This is a genomic window from Pantoea dispersa, from assembly GCF_019890955.1.
Lineage (GTDB): Bacteria > Pseudomonadota > Gammaproteobacteria > Enterobacterales > Enterobacteriaceae > Pantoea > Pantoea dispersa.
In genome coordinates this window covers 15,882-28,192 of sequence record NZ_CP082348.1, presented here as the reverse complement: position 1 = coordinate 28,192, position 12,311 = coordinate 15,882, and the positions used below count along the sequence as shown (strand labels likewise).

Below are 12,311 nucleotides of genomic sequence, written 5' to 3'. Positions count from 1 at the left end.
GCTATTTCTCCGCGCTGAAAATGAGGTTCGCCATTCTGAGATCTGCCGTTTCAATCGCGCCCGCCATCCTGCCAGCAAGATCGCGGCCCGAAAGGTGGATATAAATCTGCGTAGTGGCCAGGTCGCGGTGTCCCGCATAGGTAGCCAGCTCGTGCAGCTTCCAGCCTGCGCGCGCCAGATGTGTGAGGCGCAGGTGGCGGAAGGTATGGGTTGAGATATCCGATAGCCCTGAAATCAGTGCCCATTCCCGTACCGTTTTGCTCCAGGTCCAGAATGAGAGCGGTGCGCCCTGATTACGATCCGACTCAGAACGAAACAGGGCACCTCTGATGATTCCTGCCCGCTTCATCTGCATAAGGTGGGCCGCCAGCACGGGTGCAACGGCCGGGCTGTAACAGACAATACGCTCACGCCGGTTCTTGGTGGTTTCTGCCCGGATGCGGATGAGCCGGTGTGCAAAGTCGATGTCTTCGATACTCAGTGAGGTAATTTCAGACCGCCGCAGCGCGCCGTAATAAGTCAATGCCAGCATCAGGCGGTCACGCAGCGGGGAAGCGGCGGCATGAAAGAGAAAAGACTGCCACTGCGTATCGTCAGGAATGCGCGGCAGGTTAACGACGCGGGGAACCAGCCCTCTGCCGGAATTCAGCATGCCGGGCGTGCCGGAGCGGGGCAGCGGATTGACGGTGCAGAGGTCCAGATACATGAGAAAGTCATACCAGAGACGGATCGCAGACAGGCGCAGCTGAAGCGTGGCGCTGGCCACGGGTAACGGCATGCCGGGCAGCTGAGGGCTGATGTAGGCGGCCAGATCTTCAAACCGGGCCTTTTCAGGGGCAATTCCGTTCTGGCTGCAGAACGTAAAATAATGGTGGAGGGCATTGCGGTAGGCTGTGAGCGTGGCCTGCGCGCGACCCAGATTTGATAAAAGCTTCAGCCAGCGCTCAGCCAGTAACAGAGCATGTTCATCCGGTGGAATCAGCATTGTGTTCTCCTCTGACAGCAATATCGCTGCTCAAAGTTTACTCACTCAATGTTGCATTCCACTTAACTTACTACAGGGCATAATTTGAGCTAAACACATGAATCTTTTCAGGATATCCCTCATTTTTGATCTGAAACCACGGTGCGGCCATCTTTATGCCGAGTTTTTTGGCAGCGGCGCTGCGCGCGATGACGCAGCCGTCGTTGTTGCTCAGCACCACCACCGGCCTGCCGCGCAGGTCAGGGCGGAAGAGCGCCTCGCAGCTGGCGTAAAAGGAGTTAACGTCGGCCAGACCAAACATGGGCATGATCACCTCCGGCGGGCACGGGTGCTGTTAAAGAACCAGGTCACGACGCCGAGCAGCTGCAGCTCCTCCGGGTAGATCACCGGGTAGGCCGGATTCATGGGCAGCAGCGCGAGCCTGGGCTGCAGCTGCAGACGCTTGACCGTAAACTCGCCGTTGACCTCGGCAATCACGATATCGCCGTGAGCGGCTTCCTCGGCCCGGTCAACAACCATGACGTCGCCGTCGCAGAGGCCCAGGTCACGCATGCTGTTGCCGCTGGCGCGCACGAAGAAAGTTGAGGCGCGCCGGCGGATGCACAGCTCATTCAGATCGAGCTCTTTCTCGACGTAATCCTGTGCAGGGGAGGGGAAGCCGGCGGCGCACGGATCGGCATAAAGCGGTACCCTGACCCTCGGCGTAAAAATGGGTGGCCAGAGCAGCGTCAGGCCGGCGGTATAGCTACCCGGGTTCATGATCTGCTGCCCCGGCCATGCTGCAGTGCGACTGCGAAAGAGCTGAGTAAATCGCGCATAAAATTCCTCCTGTTATTTTACTGTTTATATGTACAGTGTTATTGAGGCGGAATTATCTGGCAAGAGGGAGCGAAACGGGTTGGCGCCGAAGCGAAGCCATCTGACTGACCCGCCGGTGAATTTTTTATGAAGGTCAACCTGGCTGATACTGAGCGGCGCCACTATGCTCAGGTCAGGGCCGGCAGACGTGGAGAGGCGTTTCCGGTTATACTGTAACAGCCCGGCGCTCTGTGGCCGGGCTGGTTTTGTTGAAATGCAGAATAAGCGTAACGTGCGTAAGCAGTCCATGCCGGCATCGGTGATAAGCAGTCCATGCCGGCATCGGTGAAATGACGCTTCCTCGGCACGACTGTTCGTTCCTCGCGCTGCTGCGGTACGCCTCAGCCGTGACTGCGGCGAGCGTGGCGGGCTGGCAGTTAACGGCAGGTTTTTTTTCCGGACCCGTTGTGCAGGCCTGACGGACCGTTCTAATCTGGATGAAACTCCTCATCAGCTTCCGGGGCAATCTATGGATGGCCACACCTCTCCCGCCCGCTTTCTCGCTTATCTTCTGACGGAGCACGATATCTCCGTGACGCAGCTGTGTGACCGCTGCGGGCTGGACAGCGATATCGCCTGGGCTTTCCTGGCGGGGCGCCTGCCGGTGACGCAGACGCTGGCGGAGCAGCTGGGCACCGTATTTTATTCCCCCGGCTTCTGGCTCACCCGTCAGGCCATCTGGATGCGGGCCAGGTCAGCTGCTGACGCTCAGGCCGGTTGCGACGGGACACCACCGTGCTAAATTAACCGGTGCCGGTACGGGATTATATTCTCCGCCTTCACCAGGGGGTAAATAAACTGCAGCCCGTACCGGCACCCTGCATAAGCAGATGTCCGGACACTCTGTCAGCCATCGCCGGTGTTCCGGATAATGTCAGGCCCCTGGTTGTGAACGTTGCCGACCTTTGCCGCTACCGGATGCCATGTGAAGACGGACTCAGGTAGCGCGCCGTCACGCACAATTTCTGCCGCGCGCGCCGGCGAAGTGTCATGACTCAGCCACTCCCGGACCGCGTCGGCCTTCAGCACGAGAGGACGGCGATCGTGTATATCGACCATCCCCTGATTGCTGGCTGCGGTGACGATGACGAAACCCTCCAGCCCGTACTCCCGGTCAAAAGGCGGCTTCCCGATGGCCGCAAAAAAAAGCGGCTCTCTGTTTCGGTGATAAATGAAGTAGGGCTGTTTCCTGGCACCGCTTTTTTTCCACTCAAACCAGCCCGATGCCGGCACAATGGCCCGCCCGTGTTCCCACAGGGGCTTCGCCCTGTCGCAGCCGTTTCGCTGCGGGCATTGATGAGCGGCGGTTTATCCCACCACTCCGGACCGTAGCCCCAGTAAACAGGATCAAACTTCAGCTCGCCGTCACGCTCACTGAGCAACAGAACCTTAGTCCCCGGCGCCACGTTGTACCGGGCAATGGGTTCAGCATCCCGGGTCAGTTCTTCCGGGCCAATACCCAAAGCGTCAAAGTAGTCATCTCTGCTGCTGTACTGCGCAAATCGTCCACACATAAGCCCCTCCTGCTATTCAGCATAGGCGGTATACTTTTGTCCGGAGGGATTATCATGTCATAACCCTGCCGCCCGGCCCCGGGAAGAGCGCGATCGGATCAGCGTGGATTTAGCCGCGGCCGGTGTCGCGTACAAAGAACGCCTGAATCTGCCGGTGAACCCGGCAGAGGTAGAGCGTCAGCAGTCAGAAGCGTAGCGCGAGTATTACAGGGTTCGAATGACTATAACTGGCACTTAGCTGCCGGTCACGCAATGCCATGAGTACCACCTCAGCATCAGTGGCAATTTTTTTTGCCATGGTCAGGTAAAACGCAAACGGATAGCCAGGTGAATGCAAATACCCAGACGTCAGAGTAAAGCAGCCGCACAGTTTAAACGGCCATTCCTGCCCGGTTCATATGATCCGAAAATTTCATGACTCTGTTCAGAAAAGCGTGCCAAAAAATGGTTCTGACTGGACATCTGCCGCAGTAACCATGGGCCTGTCTGGCTATTTCTTTAGAAGTCAGAAAATAAAATCCAACGGGCTGCTATGCTCTGAACACGGTGAATCCCTCTGTGCGACGGGGCCAGGCTACACAGGTACAGCAGGAACAAAAGCGCGATTCAGGTGGTAGCCTTTCTGAATCACCGGGAGGCACCCGGCACCGTAACTTTTACTGAAGAATGAAGATGCGCTACGGAGGTGGCCATGCTCTGGATGGAACAGGGTCTGTATCTCAGGGTGGAAGAGCTGACCGGCGGGCCGCTGCCGCTGCCGCTGCTGAGAGGGTTCAGCCTCACGACGGCCTACCGGGCGCTGGGATGCTTTAACCCTTCGGAAACGTCTGACGCGTATTTCATTCTTTCCAATGACCGAGACGAGGTCTGGTTTATTTGTAACCGGCATCTGCGAACCGTTGTTATGCGCAATGACTGCACGGCATTCCGTTTGCCGCTCTCTTTTTTTGGCGGACATAACTTAACCGGCACCCTGCCGGCAGTACATCCCGGACTCAGCGATTAAACAGCATCCGGAGCAGAGCCGTCAGGTGTTCCGCCTCAGCCTCATCGCCGGAATCATCGAGGCGCGCTATCAACTTGAGGCATAAAGCGGTTCGCGTCAGCCGCCGCTCCTGTCGCAGGATCTCAACGGTGATGCGGCCCAGCAGCTCAATCTGGCAGGGGTGAGTGACCTGGCTGAAATAACCGGTCAATCCGGCTTCTTTTTCCGGCGGTAGTCCGTCCTGTCGCATCAAATACCCGTGCGTAGTGAATGAGGTCGGGCGCAAAGTAACCGATGTGAAGGCGCGTGTACAGCAGTAATCCTGCGGTGCGCTGTCTTTTAAACAGCACCATTCGTTTTTGCAGACAATTCAGCGACATAAATTAACGCTCAGGTTATCCGGGAGGCTCAGTGAACAGAAAAGTAACGGCGGATGACAGCATGCGCATTACCCTGCCCGATACCAGCTTCAGTCAGGTACTGAATCCGGAAGACACCAACCGGGCCGACACCCGCGCGTTTCTTGCCCGTGACGTGGAGCCGTTTACGCTGCCCGGGTTTGTGACGCCGTTCGGCTACGCCCTCTGGCAGAACAGAGCAGAGCGACAGTTCAGGCTGGTCACGCAGGAGCCCGGGCCGGAGACCGTGTATGCGGTGAGGCTGGAAGAAACTGAAGACTTCACCTCGCCGGAGCGCGCCTGCATACAGGTCATGGTCTGGCGCACCCGCCAGCCGCAGCACGAGGGGGCGGTGCACGGCCTTGCGCGCCGGTTCTTCTGCCATTTTCTGCATCGCTGGTCGATTATTATTACCGACAGCGCGCAGACGAACGCGGCAAAGGTGATGTGGGAGGGGATGGTGGCCTGGGCGCTGCGCGACCCGGAGCACTACGTGTACGTATGGGACGGCACGGGCGAGTCGGGCTGCCTCCACCCGGTGCGCAGCTGGCTGGCGTTCTGCGGCCACTGGGCCGCCTTCTGCTGGGGCGCGGAGCCTGAAAGCCACCTGCGGCGACGGGTTGTCATCAGCACGCACCCCCTGAACGCTGCGCAGAAGTAATACGAATGCGGCACGGCGCGCCAGCAGAACAACTCTCCACCCGGAGGGATGTCACGCGCCGTTCCGCTCACACAGCCTGGCGCATATCGCTGAAGTCGCAAGCGCGAGGGTCCGGCGTGCCCGTATTTCAGATTCAGCCACCCGGTAATGCGTGTCCGCCGTCATACCCCTGAAAAAAAGTGTCCTGAAGACAGGCAGTCCTGTACAGACGTGCCACACTATAACCGTCTGATATAAAGGACAACTCCTATCTGAGGAACACATCATGACATCAGTAAGACGCGGTGGAGCCGGAAACTTCGCGGCCGACCCGGCACGCGCCTCTGAGGCGGGCAGCAAGGGCGGCGCCGCCAGCGGCGGCAACTTCAAAAACTGCCCCGATCGCGCGCGCGAGGCCGGCCGTAAAGGCGGGCTTATCAGCCGGCGGGGCCCAAAACCTGAAGTTTAAATAAAACCACAAGGACGCGCGCCGGAAGTAAATTTTATCCCGGCGTGCTTAATTAGGGAATCTTTATTTCCTAATTATCTCTGATGTTGAAGAAGAATAACCACCCGGACTTATCCTCTGATTTTTCTTATACGCGGCGCATATTAGCAGTCAGTACCCTGCAGGCTATCCTCCCTGTTTTCAGGCTCTGTTAAATCCTCTTCTGAAATTAAATCCCGAAACACAGACATGCTCAGGCTGCACCTCAGGATGAAAACGATTTCAGACCACACATAAGGTTTATTCAGTATTTTCCGACAGTTACCTCTGATAACCTGTCAGGCATCTGAATTCAGGGTTTTTTTTATCGCTGTGCGGCTGAGCGTAATTCTGACTGACGGGATAATGCGCGGAAAGTATTTAAACGGAACCGGTTTTCAGTCCCTTAAGCGACTACACTGAAATACCGTAATAAGGCGTAGGGAGAGCAGAGCATGCCTGATAATAACCATGACCAGAACCAGATGATTATTGGCGAAGCGGCGGTTCATCTGGCGATGAATAATGCGGACATTACCGTTGGCTCGCTTATCCGCGAGCTGGCTGAGATGGCCGCCGCCGAGAAAAATCCTGCGCGCTGCGTGCAGATAAGAGGGGCGAAACGCTGGCTCCGCGGGTTTGAGTCATTACCGGGCAACCGGGACGAGCTGAGATGGATCACTGCAGCGGGCCGCGGCTTCAGGCACTGAAGACACCCCTCCGCCTGTCCGGGTGACACCGGGCAGGCTTCTTTCCTGTGCCCCGGCCCCTGAGCTGACCATGCTGTTCTGACCGCTGTACAACCCCTTCGTTAACCCGCTCATCATTCGCGCGCTGATACTCACCTAAGTTACTGTTAAGTAACATCTAGCACTTTTTGCACAAAAAGATAAGCTGTACAACAACACAATTGCTGTACAAGTTTGATTTGGTTGTATAACTTTACGGTCAGACAGAGCCGACTACATTTTAACCACCGAGAGGTTCACCATGCGTCAGAGCAATACGAGATTCCCGGATTCCGCCAGCGACATTGCGCACTACTTCAGCAAGGCATCGGCGCCGACCCAGCAGGAAACGCTGGGGCAGATTGTCGTTGAAATCCTGCGCGCAGGCAAGAACCTTAACCGTAAGGCCATCTGCACCAAGCTGCTGCGCCGCCTCGAAGTCGCATCCAGCCTGGAAGAAGAGCGTCATTACCAGACGCTTATTGGCATGCTCTTTGAGCGCTGAGTTACCCCGCCGTAATGAAGCGCCGACCGCTGCGTGCCTTCAGGACCGCCCGGAATGGCCGTCCTGCCATCCTGCCCGGAGGGGCATGAGCCGGAAGATGCGGGTATGAAGAATACAGATCTAACCTTAACGCGCCTCGCCGACGTTGTGCTGGGCGAAGCCGTCGTCGCACTGCTGAGCAGTGAAGATCACATCAGCGCAGACGGCGTGGCGAGACAGCTCCGCTCCATGAGCGGCGGCGAGACGAATCCGGTAAGGCGTGAAGCCATCGCCCTGGCGCTGGGCAAGGTGCAGAGTGAATTTGCACAGTCGCGCGAGAGCCGCGACGCAGACGTGCTGGCACTGAATGCTCCGAGCGGCCCGGTCAGCAACGTTAAGAAATGACAGTGACAGATATTCAGAAGCACTGATATCCGCACCCGCGGAGAGCGGCAGGACGCCCGCAGGACGCGGCCACCGGAGGGTGGCCGTTTTTATTTCAGGCATCAGCCTGGCCACCTTTGCCCGCAGGGCCTGACGGATAACACCATGCAGCTTAACGAACATCACACCACCACCGAAGCCGACATCATCCAGCACTTCCGCAGCGGCGGCGACGCGCTGGCCGCCGAGACCGCCGTACTGGACGCCGTCATCCGCGACATCGTTATTCACGGCAAAAAGGTCACCAGCAAAGCGATCATTCTTTATCTTATCGCCGAGCTCGAGAGCACTTCAGACGTGGTCGAGCTTGACGTGCTGCGCAGCGCGCTGGAAATCGTGGTGGGTAAAACGCCCGAAGACGAGGGCTTCTGAGGCTACTTCTGCTGCACAGCGTGCGCGGCGGCCAGCGCTGCCGGGGAGTCGAATCCCCCTTTTGAGGCCCACACGGAGCAGCTGACGGCGGCGGCGAGGGTAACGGCAATCCAGACTTTCACAGGCATCTCCCGGTTTAAACGATTTCACACTTCTCAGTGTGGCACGTCACCGTCATTACGCGCGCGGTGCACGTCAGAACGGGAGTAATCCGAAGGTCAGTGCATCTGCTGAGCCAGCAGCCTGACGGCGCGTTCGCAGCTTTCGCGCACGCCCGCCGCGCCGGCCGCTTCGCCCATGCCGTGCAGGGCGCTGGTAATTTCGTGAAGGGTAAGGTGCTGGTCCGGCTTAAGAAGGCGCGCCACGACCGTTCCGATAACGGCGTAGATATCTTCGGCGGTGGTGTCATCGTTCATATGACCTCCGTCCGTAAGGTGGATAAGTGTACAGTATATCAGAAAGGCGACCCCGGGGATACCGCAGCGCCCCGGGTGACCTTAGTGAAGCTTCTGCGCTGACAGACCGTCAGCGCCGGTCACCCCGGTCTTTTCACCGGTGCGAATCTGCATTTCCCGCCGGACTTCTTCAATAGCGCGCAGCCCCGCGCGAACGCGGTCTTCATCCGTTTCATGCTCAATAGCCGCGCGCAGGCGCTCCGTCAGCACGGCCCAGCTGATGGCGACGTCCTCGTCCAGCAGCGCCGTAACGGCCTCGCCAATCATGATGTCGGCCATTTTTTCTTCAAAGTCATTTTTCATGGGGTTATCCGGCAGCAGGTTTCGGGCGCAGAGCTTACCACAGCGCAGCGGGCCCGAACATGAACGGGGACTCTGTCATGCAGAAAACTTTTCCGACACAGCGTCAGGACGCGGCACGGTCGCGCTGTTATGAGGGGAACTTACTCCTGCGCCGGCATTTTCTTTCTCCGGCCGCGCTGCTTTGCCGCGGGCGGCGCGGCTTCCGCCACCGGAGAGGGCTTCTCCAGGCGGTACAGGCAGACGTCGCCGTGCTCCGCCAGGCTCGCCGGCCAGATCATGGCCGCGTTCCCGTCCTCCACATACAGCGCGCCCAGCGGCTGTACCACGGCCCAGGGCGCGCCCAGCGTGCGGCGCAGCTGCAGGATCTCCTGCGCCATCGCCACGGCCTCTGCGTCATGGCTGTCCGGATGACCGGCGATGTGGCTTAGCCTGTCTTCGCTGAGCATGGCTGCCTCTCCTGTGTGTTATTGCCTGTTGCACTGATAGCCCACCGGCAGATTGCCGGAGATCTCCCGCTGGCGCATGCTGCAGTTATCTCCGGTGCTGAGACAGGGGGCTTACGAAACCTTTACGCTTGATATCCCGCTGACGGCTTGCAGAGTCTGCAACCCTTTCTACACTGGGCGGACCAGTGAAAGAGTACCGTTTTTAAAACAATAAAAGGAAAAAAAATGATTTTAAGTGAGTTTATGCTGAAGGTGAACCGCTGGCCTCAGATGCATTTTACAGCAATTGAAAGCGAGCAGCGCGACGCCGGCATTGAGATTTACGCCATCGACTGCACAAACCAGACCAAAAGCCGGCTGCTGATTTACCGTACGCCGGACGCGCAGCACGCGGCGGCGATGATGACGCATTTCCGCACCTGGCTTGAAAAGGCCAACCGCGGCAGAACCCTGCGGCAGGAAAAGGCCGACGTGCCGGCGGCCGTCATGGCCGCGCAGCATCCGCCTCAGCAGGCCGCCGCCTGTTAATCATCCGGGGCCAGCGGGCCCCCTGTTCTGCACCTTGCCTCATACGGCCTCGCGGGTCTCCGGCCAGGCGACGGCCGCGCCCTCTGCGGTGAACAGCGCGCCCTGGAAATCAGTGACCCCGGCCGCCTCCAGCCACATCCACTCCTCCGGCTGCTCGATGCCTGCCGCGATGACGTTGATCTCCAGCGCTGAACAGCAGCGCAGCACCGCGTGCACCACCGCCTGACGGGGGCCGCTGCGGTGAATGTTGCGCACGATCCCGGCGCCGATGCGTACGCGGTCCGGCTGCACGTGCGCCAGCAGCGACAGCCCGGCTGAGCCGTCACCAAAGTTATCAATTGAGAGACTGATACCGGCCTGCTTCAGCTGCCGCACCGCTGCGGAAAATGCTTCCAGCTGAGAGATAACCTCCGTCTCGCTGACGCCCAGTATAATTTGCTGCGGCACCAGTCCGGCGCTGTCGATGGCGCTCACGAGCCGGCCCACGGCGTCCGGCAGCGCGACCAGCGTCATGGGCAGAATGCTGACGTACAGCATGATGTCGTCCGGGCACGACCTGCCGGCCCTGTTCAGCGCTCCGGTGACCGCCGCGAGATTGTGCTCGTACAGCGCCTCGCCGGAGAGCCCCGCCGGCGCGTCACCGGGCAGGGCCTCAAGGGCCGTGACCTCACGGCCGAGTGGGTCGATCACCGGGCGGAAGGTGACGCCCGCAGCGGGGGCTGGTGACCCGTTCTCGTCCGGCACAAAGTCCCAGTAGTCGGCGGGCAGGACCTCAAAATAGTTCTCTTTCTCCCGGGCTTCCACGAAGGTTCGCAGGAACTGCAGGCCGCGATCGTCATAGGTCAGGCGGTATTTAGACGTGCCGCGGTCAAGCACCGCCTGCAGCACGCTGCCGCTGTCGTGGTGGCGCAGGTCGAAGAGCTCCATGCCGTGATTGCCGAAGCGACGTGACGGTGAGTAGTCGCGCATCAGTTCAACCACGTTGTGGTGGCGCCGGTCGGCGCAGATGCGAGCGTAGATGTCCAGCACGCCCTCCTCCGGGCCCTCCAGGATCTGGAAGAAGTGCGTACCGTTAAACAGCAGGATGCCCGTTACCTGATGCCGGGCGTTCAGCAGGCTGGCCTTCTCCACCATGCCCGGCAGGATGCGGACGGGCACCTCATCGTCGAGGTGGCTCCGGTAAATTATGGTTGTAAGCATTTGAGGCTCCGTATTGCCGCAGATTGTCACGGGCACCTTAGCAGCCCGGCGCGCTTTCTCAAACCGCACCGGTAACGGGCAGGGTGACAGGCTGAATGAACGTCAGGGAGCGTCAGAAACGATAAATTCTTACGCGCGGAGCTCTCTCATCATAATTATTGAAATAAATTATTACGGAATAAGGGTTTTTCAGAATATCCTCCGGGCGCTTTCGTCGGCGGGGTCTACAGTGTGACGTGAGGCTGTCATCAACGTAAAACGGAGGTAGTAAATTTGTCTATTCAACACGACGGGAAAGGGCACGTCATTATTGGCGAAGCGGCACTGAGCCTGGCGCTGGGCGAAAAGGAAATAAGCGTGCAATCGCTTATTACCGAGCTCGGACACATGGCGGAGGCCGGTGGCAGCGATAACCGGCTCACTGAAATATCCGAAGCCAGAAGCTGGCTGAAGAGCTTTCACGAGCCGGAGCAGGCCGTCCGGCACGTGCCGTACCTGCAGACCCTTGCGGGCCTGAACGACGAGAAGAACTGACGCCAAAGGACGTAGTCCGGCTCTGGCCGGAAGACGACGATGAAGATGACCTCAGCGGTCGCGCTCAGGCGTGTACCGGCCGGAGAACCTGTCAGGGACGACACCCTCCGATAGTTCTGTTCTTAAACCGACACAGACATTTCCCCGCGATGTATTCAGGCATACAGTGGCTGTTTTGAATGAAAGGAAGCTGCTTCTGCCGACCGTGCGTGACCGACAGCAAGTCCCCCTTCAGATGCCGGGATCGTCTGGCGTATATCCCACGACCAGCTGAAGAAGTATGCGCAACGTTTCCTGCCTGCTCCCGTCCGTTTCATCCGTAATTTGTCTCATGATCTGCATGATTATGGTTTTGTTACTGATCGGTACTCCCTCTGCAAGGATGGTGCGGATGATGTCGTCCAGTGTCTCTTTTTCTGACTTAAACCGGTTACCGGTACCGGACAGGTAGGCCTGAATGTGTGCGACCGAATTCGTATTTCTCATGCTGTGAAGGTCCCTGGCTGAATGTGTGCTGCAACAGGCGATGGAAAAGAGGGTGACCGGCGTGCCCCGGCTGTGAAATACCCGCCTGATTAGTCAAGTATATGGCAGTAAACGAGGCGCGGAGCGGACAGCGTAAGAATCGGAAAAAAGCGGGGGAGGGTGGGCAATGCATGCGGAAAATCATTTATGTGGGTACAACAGCGGACTGAAGGCAGTCAACGTCCGTTGTGGGGAACTGGCTTTATTGTCACCCCTGCGTGCTGCTTAAATCGCGACAGAAATTAATTCCGTCCGTTATATAACCAGGCATACAGTGGCTGCTTTAACAGGGAAGGAAGTGAGATATGTGACAGTTTTATTATCTGCTCAGGATGGGGCAGCAGGACCCGCTTCACGTGAAAGGGTGCGTATGCCTCGAAGACCACCCGGAGCGACGGTTTCTGGGCTCGGCCATCAGTTACCGG

At 58.5% G+C, this 12,311-nt stretch carries 18 protein-coding genes and 3 pseudogenes; 11 read left to right on the top strand and 10 right to left on the bottom strand.

Translation table 11 applies throughout. The annotated features are described in order from the left end of the window. Position 1: 1 nt before the first annotated feature. From K7H94_RS22205 to umuD, 3 genes and pseudogenes are all read right to left on the bottom strand, one after another. Positions 2–985 carry a tyrosine-type recombinase/integrase gene (locus K7H94_RS22205; protein WP_222952500.1) on the bottom strand — a complete coding sequence of 328 codons (984 nt, stop codon included), beginning with the start codon at positions 983–985 and terminating at the stop codon, positions 2–4. A gap of 73 nt (positions 986–1,058) precedes the next feature. Next, positions 1,059–1,286, bottom strand: a pseudogene (locus K7H94_RS22200) (Y-family DNA polymerase); the annotation flags it as partial. An 8-nt stretch (positions 1,287–1,294) separates the two neighbouring features. After that, on the bottom strand, positions 1,295–1,744 hold the full coding sequence (umuD, locus tag K7H94_RS22195; RefSeq protein WP_021507970.1) for a translesion error-prone DNA polymerase V autoproteolytic subunit: 450 nt from the start codon (positions 1,742–1,744) through the stop codon (positions 1,295–1,297). A 568-nt stretch (positions 1,745–2,312) separates the two neighbouring features. Between umuD and K7H94_RS22190 the strand changes: the two genes are divergently transcribed. Beyond that, on the top strand, positions 2,313–2,585 hold the full coding sequence (locus tag K7H94_RS22190) for an XRE family transcriptional regulator (protein WP_222952499.1): 273 nt from the start codon (positions 2,313–2,315) through the stop codon (positions 2,583–2,585). A 104-nt stretch (positions 2,586–2,689) separates the two neighbouring features. Here K7H94_RS22190 and K7H94_RS22185 read toward each other — a convergent pair. Further along, positions 2,690–3,357: pseudogene (locus tag K7H94_RS22185) on the bottom strand (SOS response-associated peptidase family protein). Between the two features lie 58 nt (positions 3,358–3,415). Between K7H94_RS22185 and K7H94_RS22180 the strand changes: the two are divergent. Beyond that, positions 3,416–3,550 (top strand): annotated as a pseudogene (locus K7H94_RS22180) (DNA polymerase III subunit theta); the annotation flags it as partial. Between the two features lie 498 nt (positions 3,551–4,048). Further along, on the top strand, positions 4,049–4,363 hold the full coding sequence (locus tag K7H94_RS22175) for a hypothetical protein (protein WP_222952498.1): 315 nt from the start codon (positions 4,049–4,051) through the stop codon (positions 4,361–4,363). Here the strand turns inward: K7H94_RS22175 and K7H94_RS22170 are convergent. Further along, entirely contained in the window at positions 4,353–4,592 is a 240-nt protein-coding gene (locus K7H94_RS22170) for a biofilm development regulator YmgB/AriR family protein (RefSeq protein WP_222952497.1), read from the bottom strand. The genes K7H94_RS22175 and K7H94_RS22170 overlap by 11 nt on opposite strands. A gap of 191 nt (positions 4,593–4,783) precedes the next feature. On the opposite strand from K7H94_RS22170, the gene K7H94_RS22165 reads away from it, so the two are divergent. The 6 genes from K7H94_RS22165 (at position 4,784) to K7H94_RS22140 (ending at position 7,895) form a co-directional block, all read left to right on the top strand. Further along, positions 4,784–5,401 carry a hypothetical protein gene (locus tag K7H94_RS22165; protein WP_222952496.1) on the top strand — a complete coding sequence of 206 codons (618 nt, stop codon included), beginning with the start codon at positions 4,784–4,786 and terminating at the stop codon, positions 5,399–5,401. A 265-nt stretch (positions 5,402–5,666) separates the two neighbouring features. Next, a complete protein-coding gene (locus K7H94_RS22160; RefSeq protein ID WP_222952495.1) occupies positions 5,667–5,849 on the top strand; it encodes a con-10 family general stress protein in 183 nt (60 codons plus the stop codon). A gap of 473 nt (positions 5,850–6,322) precedes the next feature. Further along, positions 6,323–6,577: a hypothetical protein gene (locus K7H94_RS22155; RefSeq protein WP_222952494.1), complete on the top strand. Its 255-nt coding sequence runs from the start codon at positions 6,323–6,325 to the stop codon at positions 6,575–6,577. Positions 6,578–6,857: 280 nt separating this feature from the next. Further along, a complete protein-coding gene (gene ycgZ / locus K7H94_RS22150) occupies positions 6,858–7,100 on the top strand; it encodes a regulatory protein YcgZ (protein ID WP_039337534.1) in 243 nt (80 codons plus the stop codon). A 105-nt stretch (positions 7,101–7,205) separates the two neighbouring features. After that, positions 7,206–7,484 (top strand): hypothetical protein, encoded by a 279-nt coding sequence (locus K7H94_RS22145; RefSeq protein ID WP_222952493.1) that lies wholly within the window; start codon positions 7,206–7,208, stop codon positions 7,482–7,484. A gap of 144 nt (positions 7,485–7,628) precedes the next feature. Continuing rightward, positions 7,629–7,895, top strand: coding sequence for a biofilm development regulator YmgB/AriR family protein (locus tag K7H94_RS22140; RefSeq protein WP_222952492.1), 267 nt, complete (start codon positions 7,629–7,631; stop codon positions 7,893–7,895). Positions 7,896–8,113: 218 nt separating this feature from the next. On the opposite strand, the gene K7H94_RS22135 is transcribed toward K7H94_RS22140, so the two are convergent. The 3 genes from K7H94_RS22135 to K7H94_RS22125 all read right to left on the bottom strand — a co-directional run bounded on the left by K7H94_RS22135 (position 8,114) and on the right by K7H94_RS22125 (position 9,099). Next, positions 8,114–8,311: a hypothetical protein gene (locus K7H94_RS22135; RefSeq protein ID WP_039337089.1), complete on the bottom strand. Its 198-nt coding sequence runs from the start codon at positions 8,309–8,311 to the stop codon at positions 8,114–8,116. A gap of 81 nt (positions 8,312–8,392) precedes the next feature. Then, positions 8,393–8,653, bottom strand: a complete 261-nt coding sequence (locus tag K7H94_RS22130) for a hypothetical protein (RefSeq protein WP_222952491.1) — start codon at positions 8,651–8,653, stop codon at positions 8,393–8,395. Positions 8,654–8,793: 140 nt separating this feature from the next. Continuing rightward, positions 8,794–9,099, bottom strand: coding sequence for a hypothetical protein (locus K7H94_RS22125; protein ID WP_222952490.1), 306 nt, complete (start codon positions 9,097–9,099; stop codon positions 8,794–8,796). Positions 9,100–9,324: 225 nt separating this feature from the next. Between K7H94_RS22125 and K7H94_RS22120 the strand changes: the two genes are divergently transcribed. Further along, positions 9,325–9,627, top strand: coding sequence for a hypothetical protein (locus K7H94_RS22120; RefSeq protein ID WP_088516875.1), 303 nt, complete (start codon positions 9,325–9,327; stop codon positions 9,625–9,627). A 39-nt stretch (positions 9,628–9,666) separates the two neighbouring features. On the opposite strand, the gene K7H94_RS22115 is transcribed toward K7H94_RS22120, so the two are convergent. Continuing rightward, positions 9,667–10,827, bottom strand: a complete 1,161-nt coding sequence (locus K7H94_RS22115; protein WP_222952489.1) for a diguanylate phosphodiesterase — start codon at positions 10,825–10,827, stop codon at positions 9,667–9,669. 273 nt (positions 10,828–11,100) lie between these two features. Between K7H94_RS22115 and K7H94_RS22110 the strand changes: the two genes are divergently transcribed. Next, complete coding sequence (locus tag K7H94_RS22110; protein WP_088516874.1) at positions 11,101–11,361, top strand: hypothetical protein; 261 nt, start codon at positions 11,101–11,103, stop codon at positions 11,359–11,361. A 231-nt stretch (positions 11,362–11,592) separates the two neighbouring features. On the opposite strand, the gene K7H94_RS22105 is transcribed toward K7H94_RS22110, so the two are convergent. Beyond that, positions 11,593–11,847, bottom strand: coding sequence for a biofilm development regulator YmgB/AriR family protein (locus tag K7H94_RS22105; protein WP_182059014.1), 255 nt, complete (start codon positions 11,845–11,847; stop codon positions 11,593–11,595). Between the last annotated feature and the right edge of the window lie 464 nt (positions 11,848–12,311).

Bases quoted from the DNA above. Each gene is read 5' to 3' on its own strand.
- K7H94_RS22205 (WP_222952500.1), bottom strand. From the start codon at position 985: ATGCTGATTCCACCGGATGAACATGCTCTGTTACTGGCTGAGCGCTGG.
- umuD (WP_021507970.1), bottom strand. From the start codon at position 1,744: ATGAACCCGGGTAGCTATACCGCCGGCCTGACGCTGCTCTGGCCACCC.
- K7H94_RS22190 (WP_222952499.1), top strand. From the start codon at position 2,313: ATGGATGGCCACACCTCTCCCGCCCGCTTTCTCGCTTATCTTCTGACG.
- K7H94_RS22175 (WP_222952498.1), top strand. From the start codon at position 4,049: ATGCTCTGGATGGAACAGGGTCTGTATCTCAGGGTGGAAGAGCTGACC.
- K7H94_RS22170 (WP_222952497.1), bottom strand. From the start codon at position 4,592: ATGCGACAGGACGGACTACCGCCGGAAAAAGAAGCCGGATTGACCGGT.
- K7H94_RS22165 (WP_222952496.1), top strand. From the start codon at position 4,784: ATGCGCATTACCCTGCCCGATACCAGCTTCAGTCAGGTACTGAATCCG.
- K7H94_RS22160 (WP_222952495.1), top strand. From the start codon at position 5,667: ATGACATCAGTAAGACGCGGTGGAGCCGGAAACTTCGCGGCCGACCCG.
- K7H94_RS22155 (WP_222952494.1), top strand. From the start codon at position 6,323: ATGCCTGATAATAACCATGACCAGAACCAGATGATTATTGGCGAAGCG.
- ycgZ (WP_039337534.1), top strand. From the start codon at position 6,858: ATGCGTCAGAGCAATACGAGATTCCCGGATTCCGCCAGCGACATTGCG.
- K7H94_RS22145 (WP_222952493.1), top strand. From the start codon at position 7,206: ATGAAGAATACAGATCTAACCTTAACGCGCCTCGCCGACGTTGTGCTG.
- K7H94_RS22140 (WP_222952492.1), top strand. From the start codon at position 7,629: ATGCAGCTTAACGAACATCACACCACCACCGAAGCCGACATCATCCAG.
- K7H94_RS22135 (WP_039337089.1), bottom strand. From the start codon at position 8,311: ATGAACGATGACACCACCGCCGAAGATATCTACGCCGTTATCGGAACG.
- K7H94_RS22130 (WP_222952491.1), bottom strand. From the start codon at position 8,653: ATGAAAAATGACTTTGAAGAAAAAATGGCCGACATCATGATTGGCGAG.
- K7H94_RS22125 (WP_222952490.1), bottom strand. From the start codon at position 9,099: ATGCTCAGCGAAGACAGGCTAAGCCACATCGCCGGTCATCCGGACAGC.
- K7H94_RS22120 (WP_088516875.1), top strand. From the start codon at position 9,325: ATGATTTTAAGTGAGTTTATGCTGAAGGTGAACCGCTGGCCTCAGATG.
- K7H94_RS22115 (WP_222952489.1), bottom strand. From the start codon at position 10,827: ATGCTTACAACCATAATTTACCGGAGCCACCTCGACGATGAGGTGCCC.
- K7H94_RS22105 (WP_182059014.1), bottom strand. From the start codon at position 11,847: ATGAGAAATACGAATTCGGTCGCACACATTCAGGCCTACCTGTCCGGT.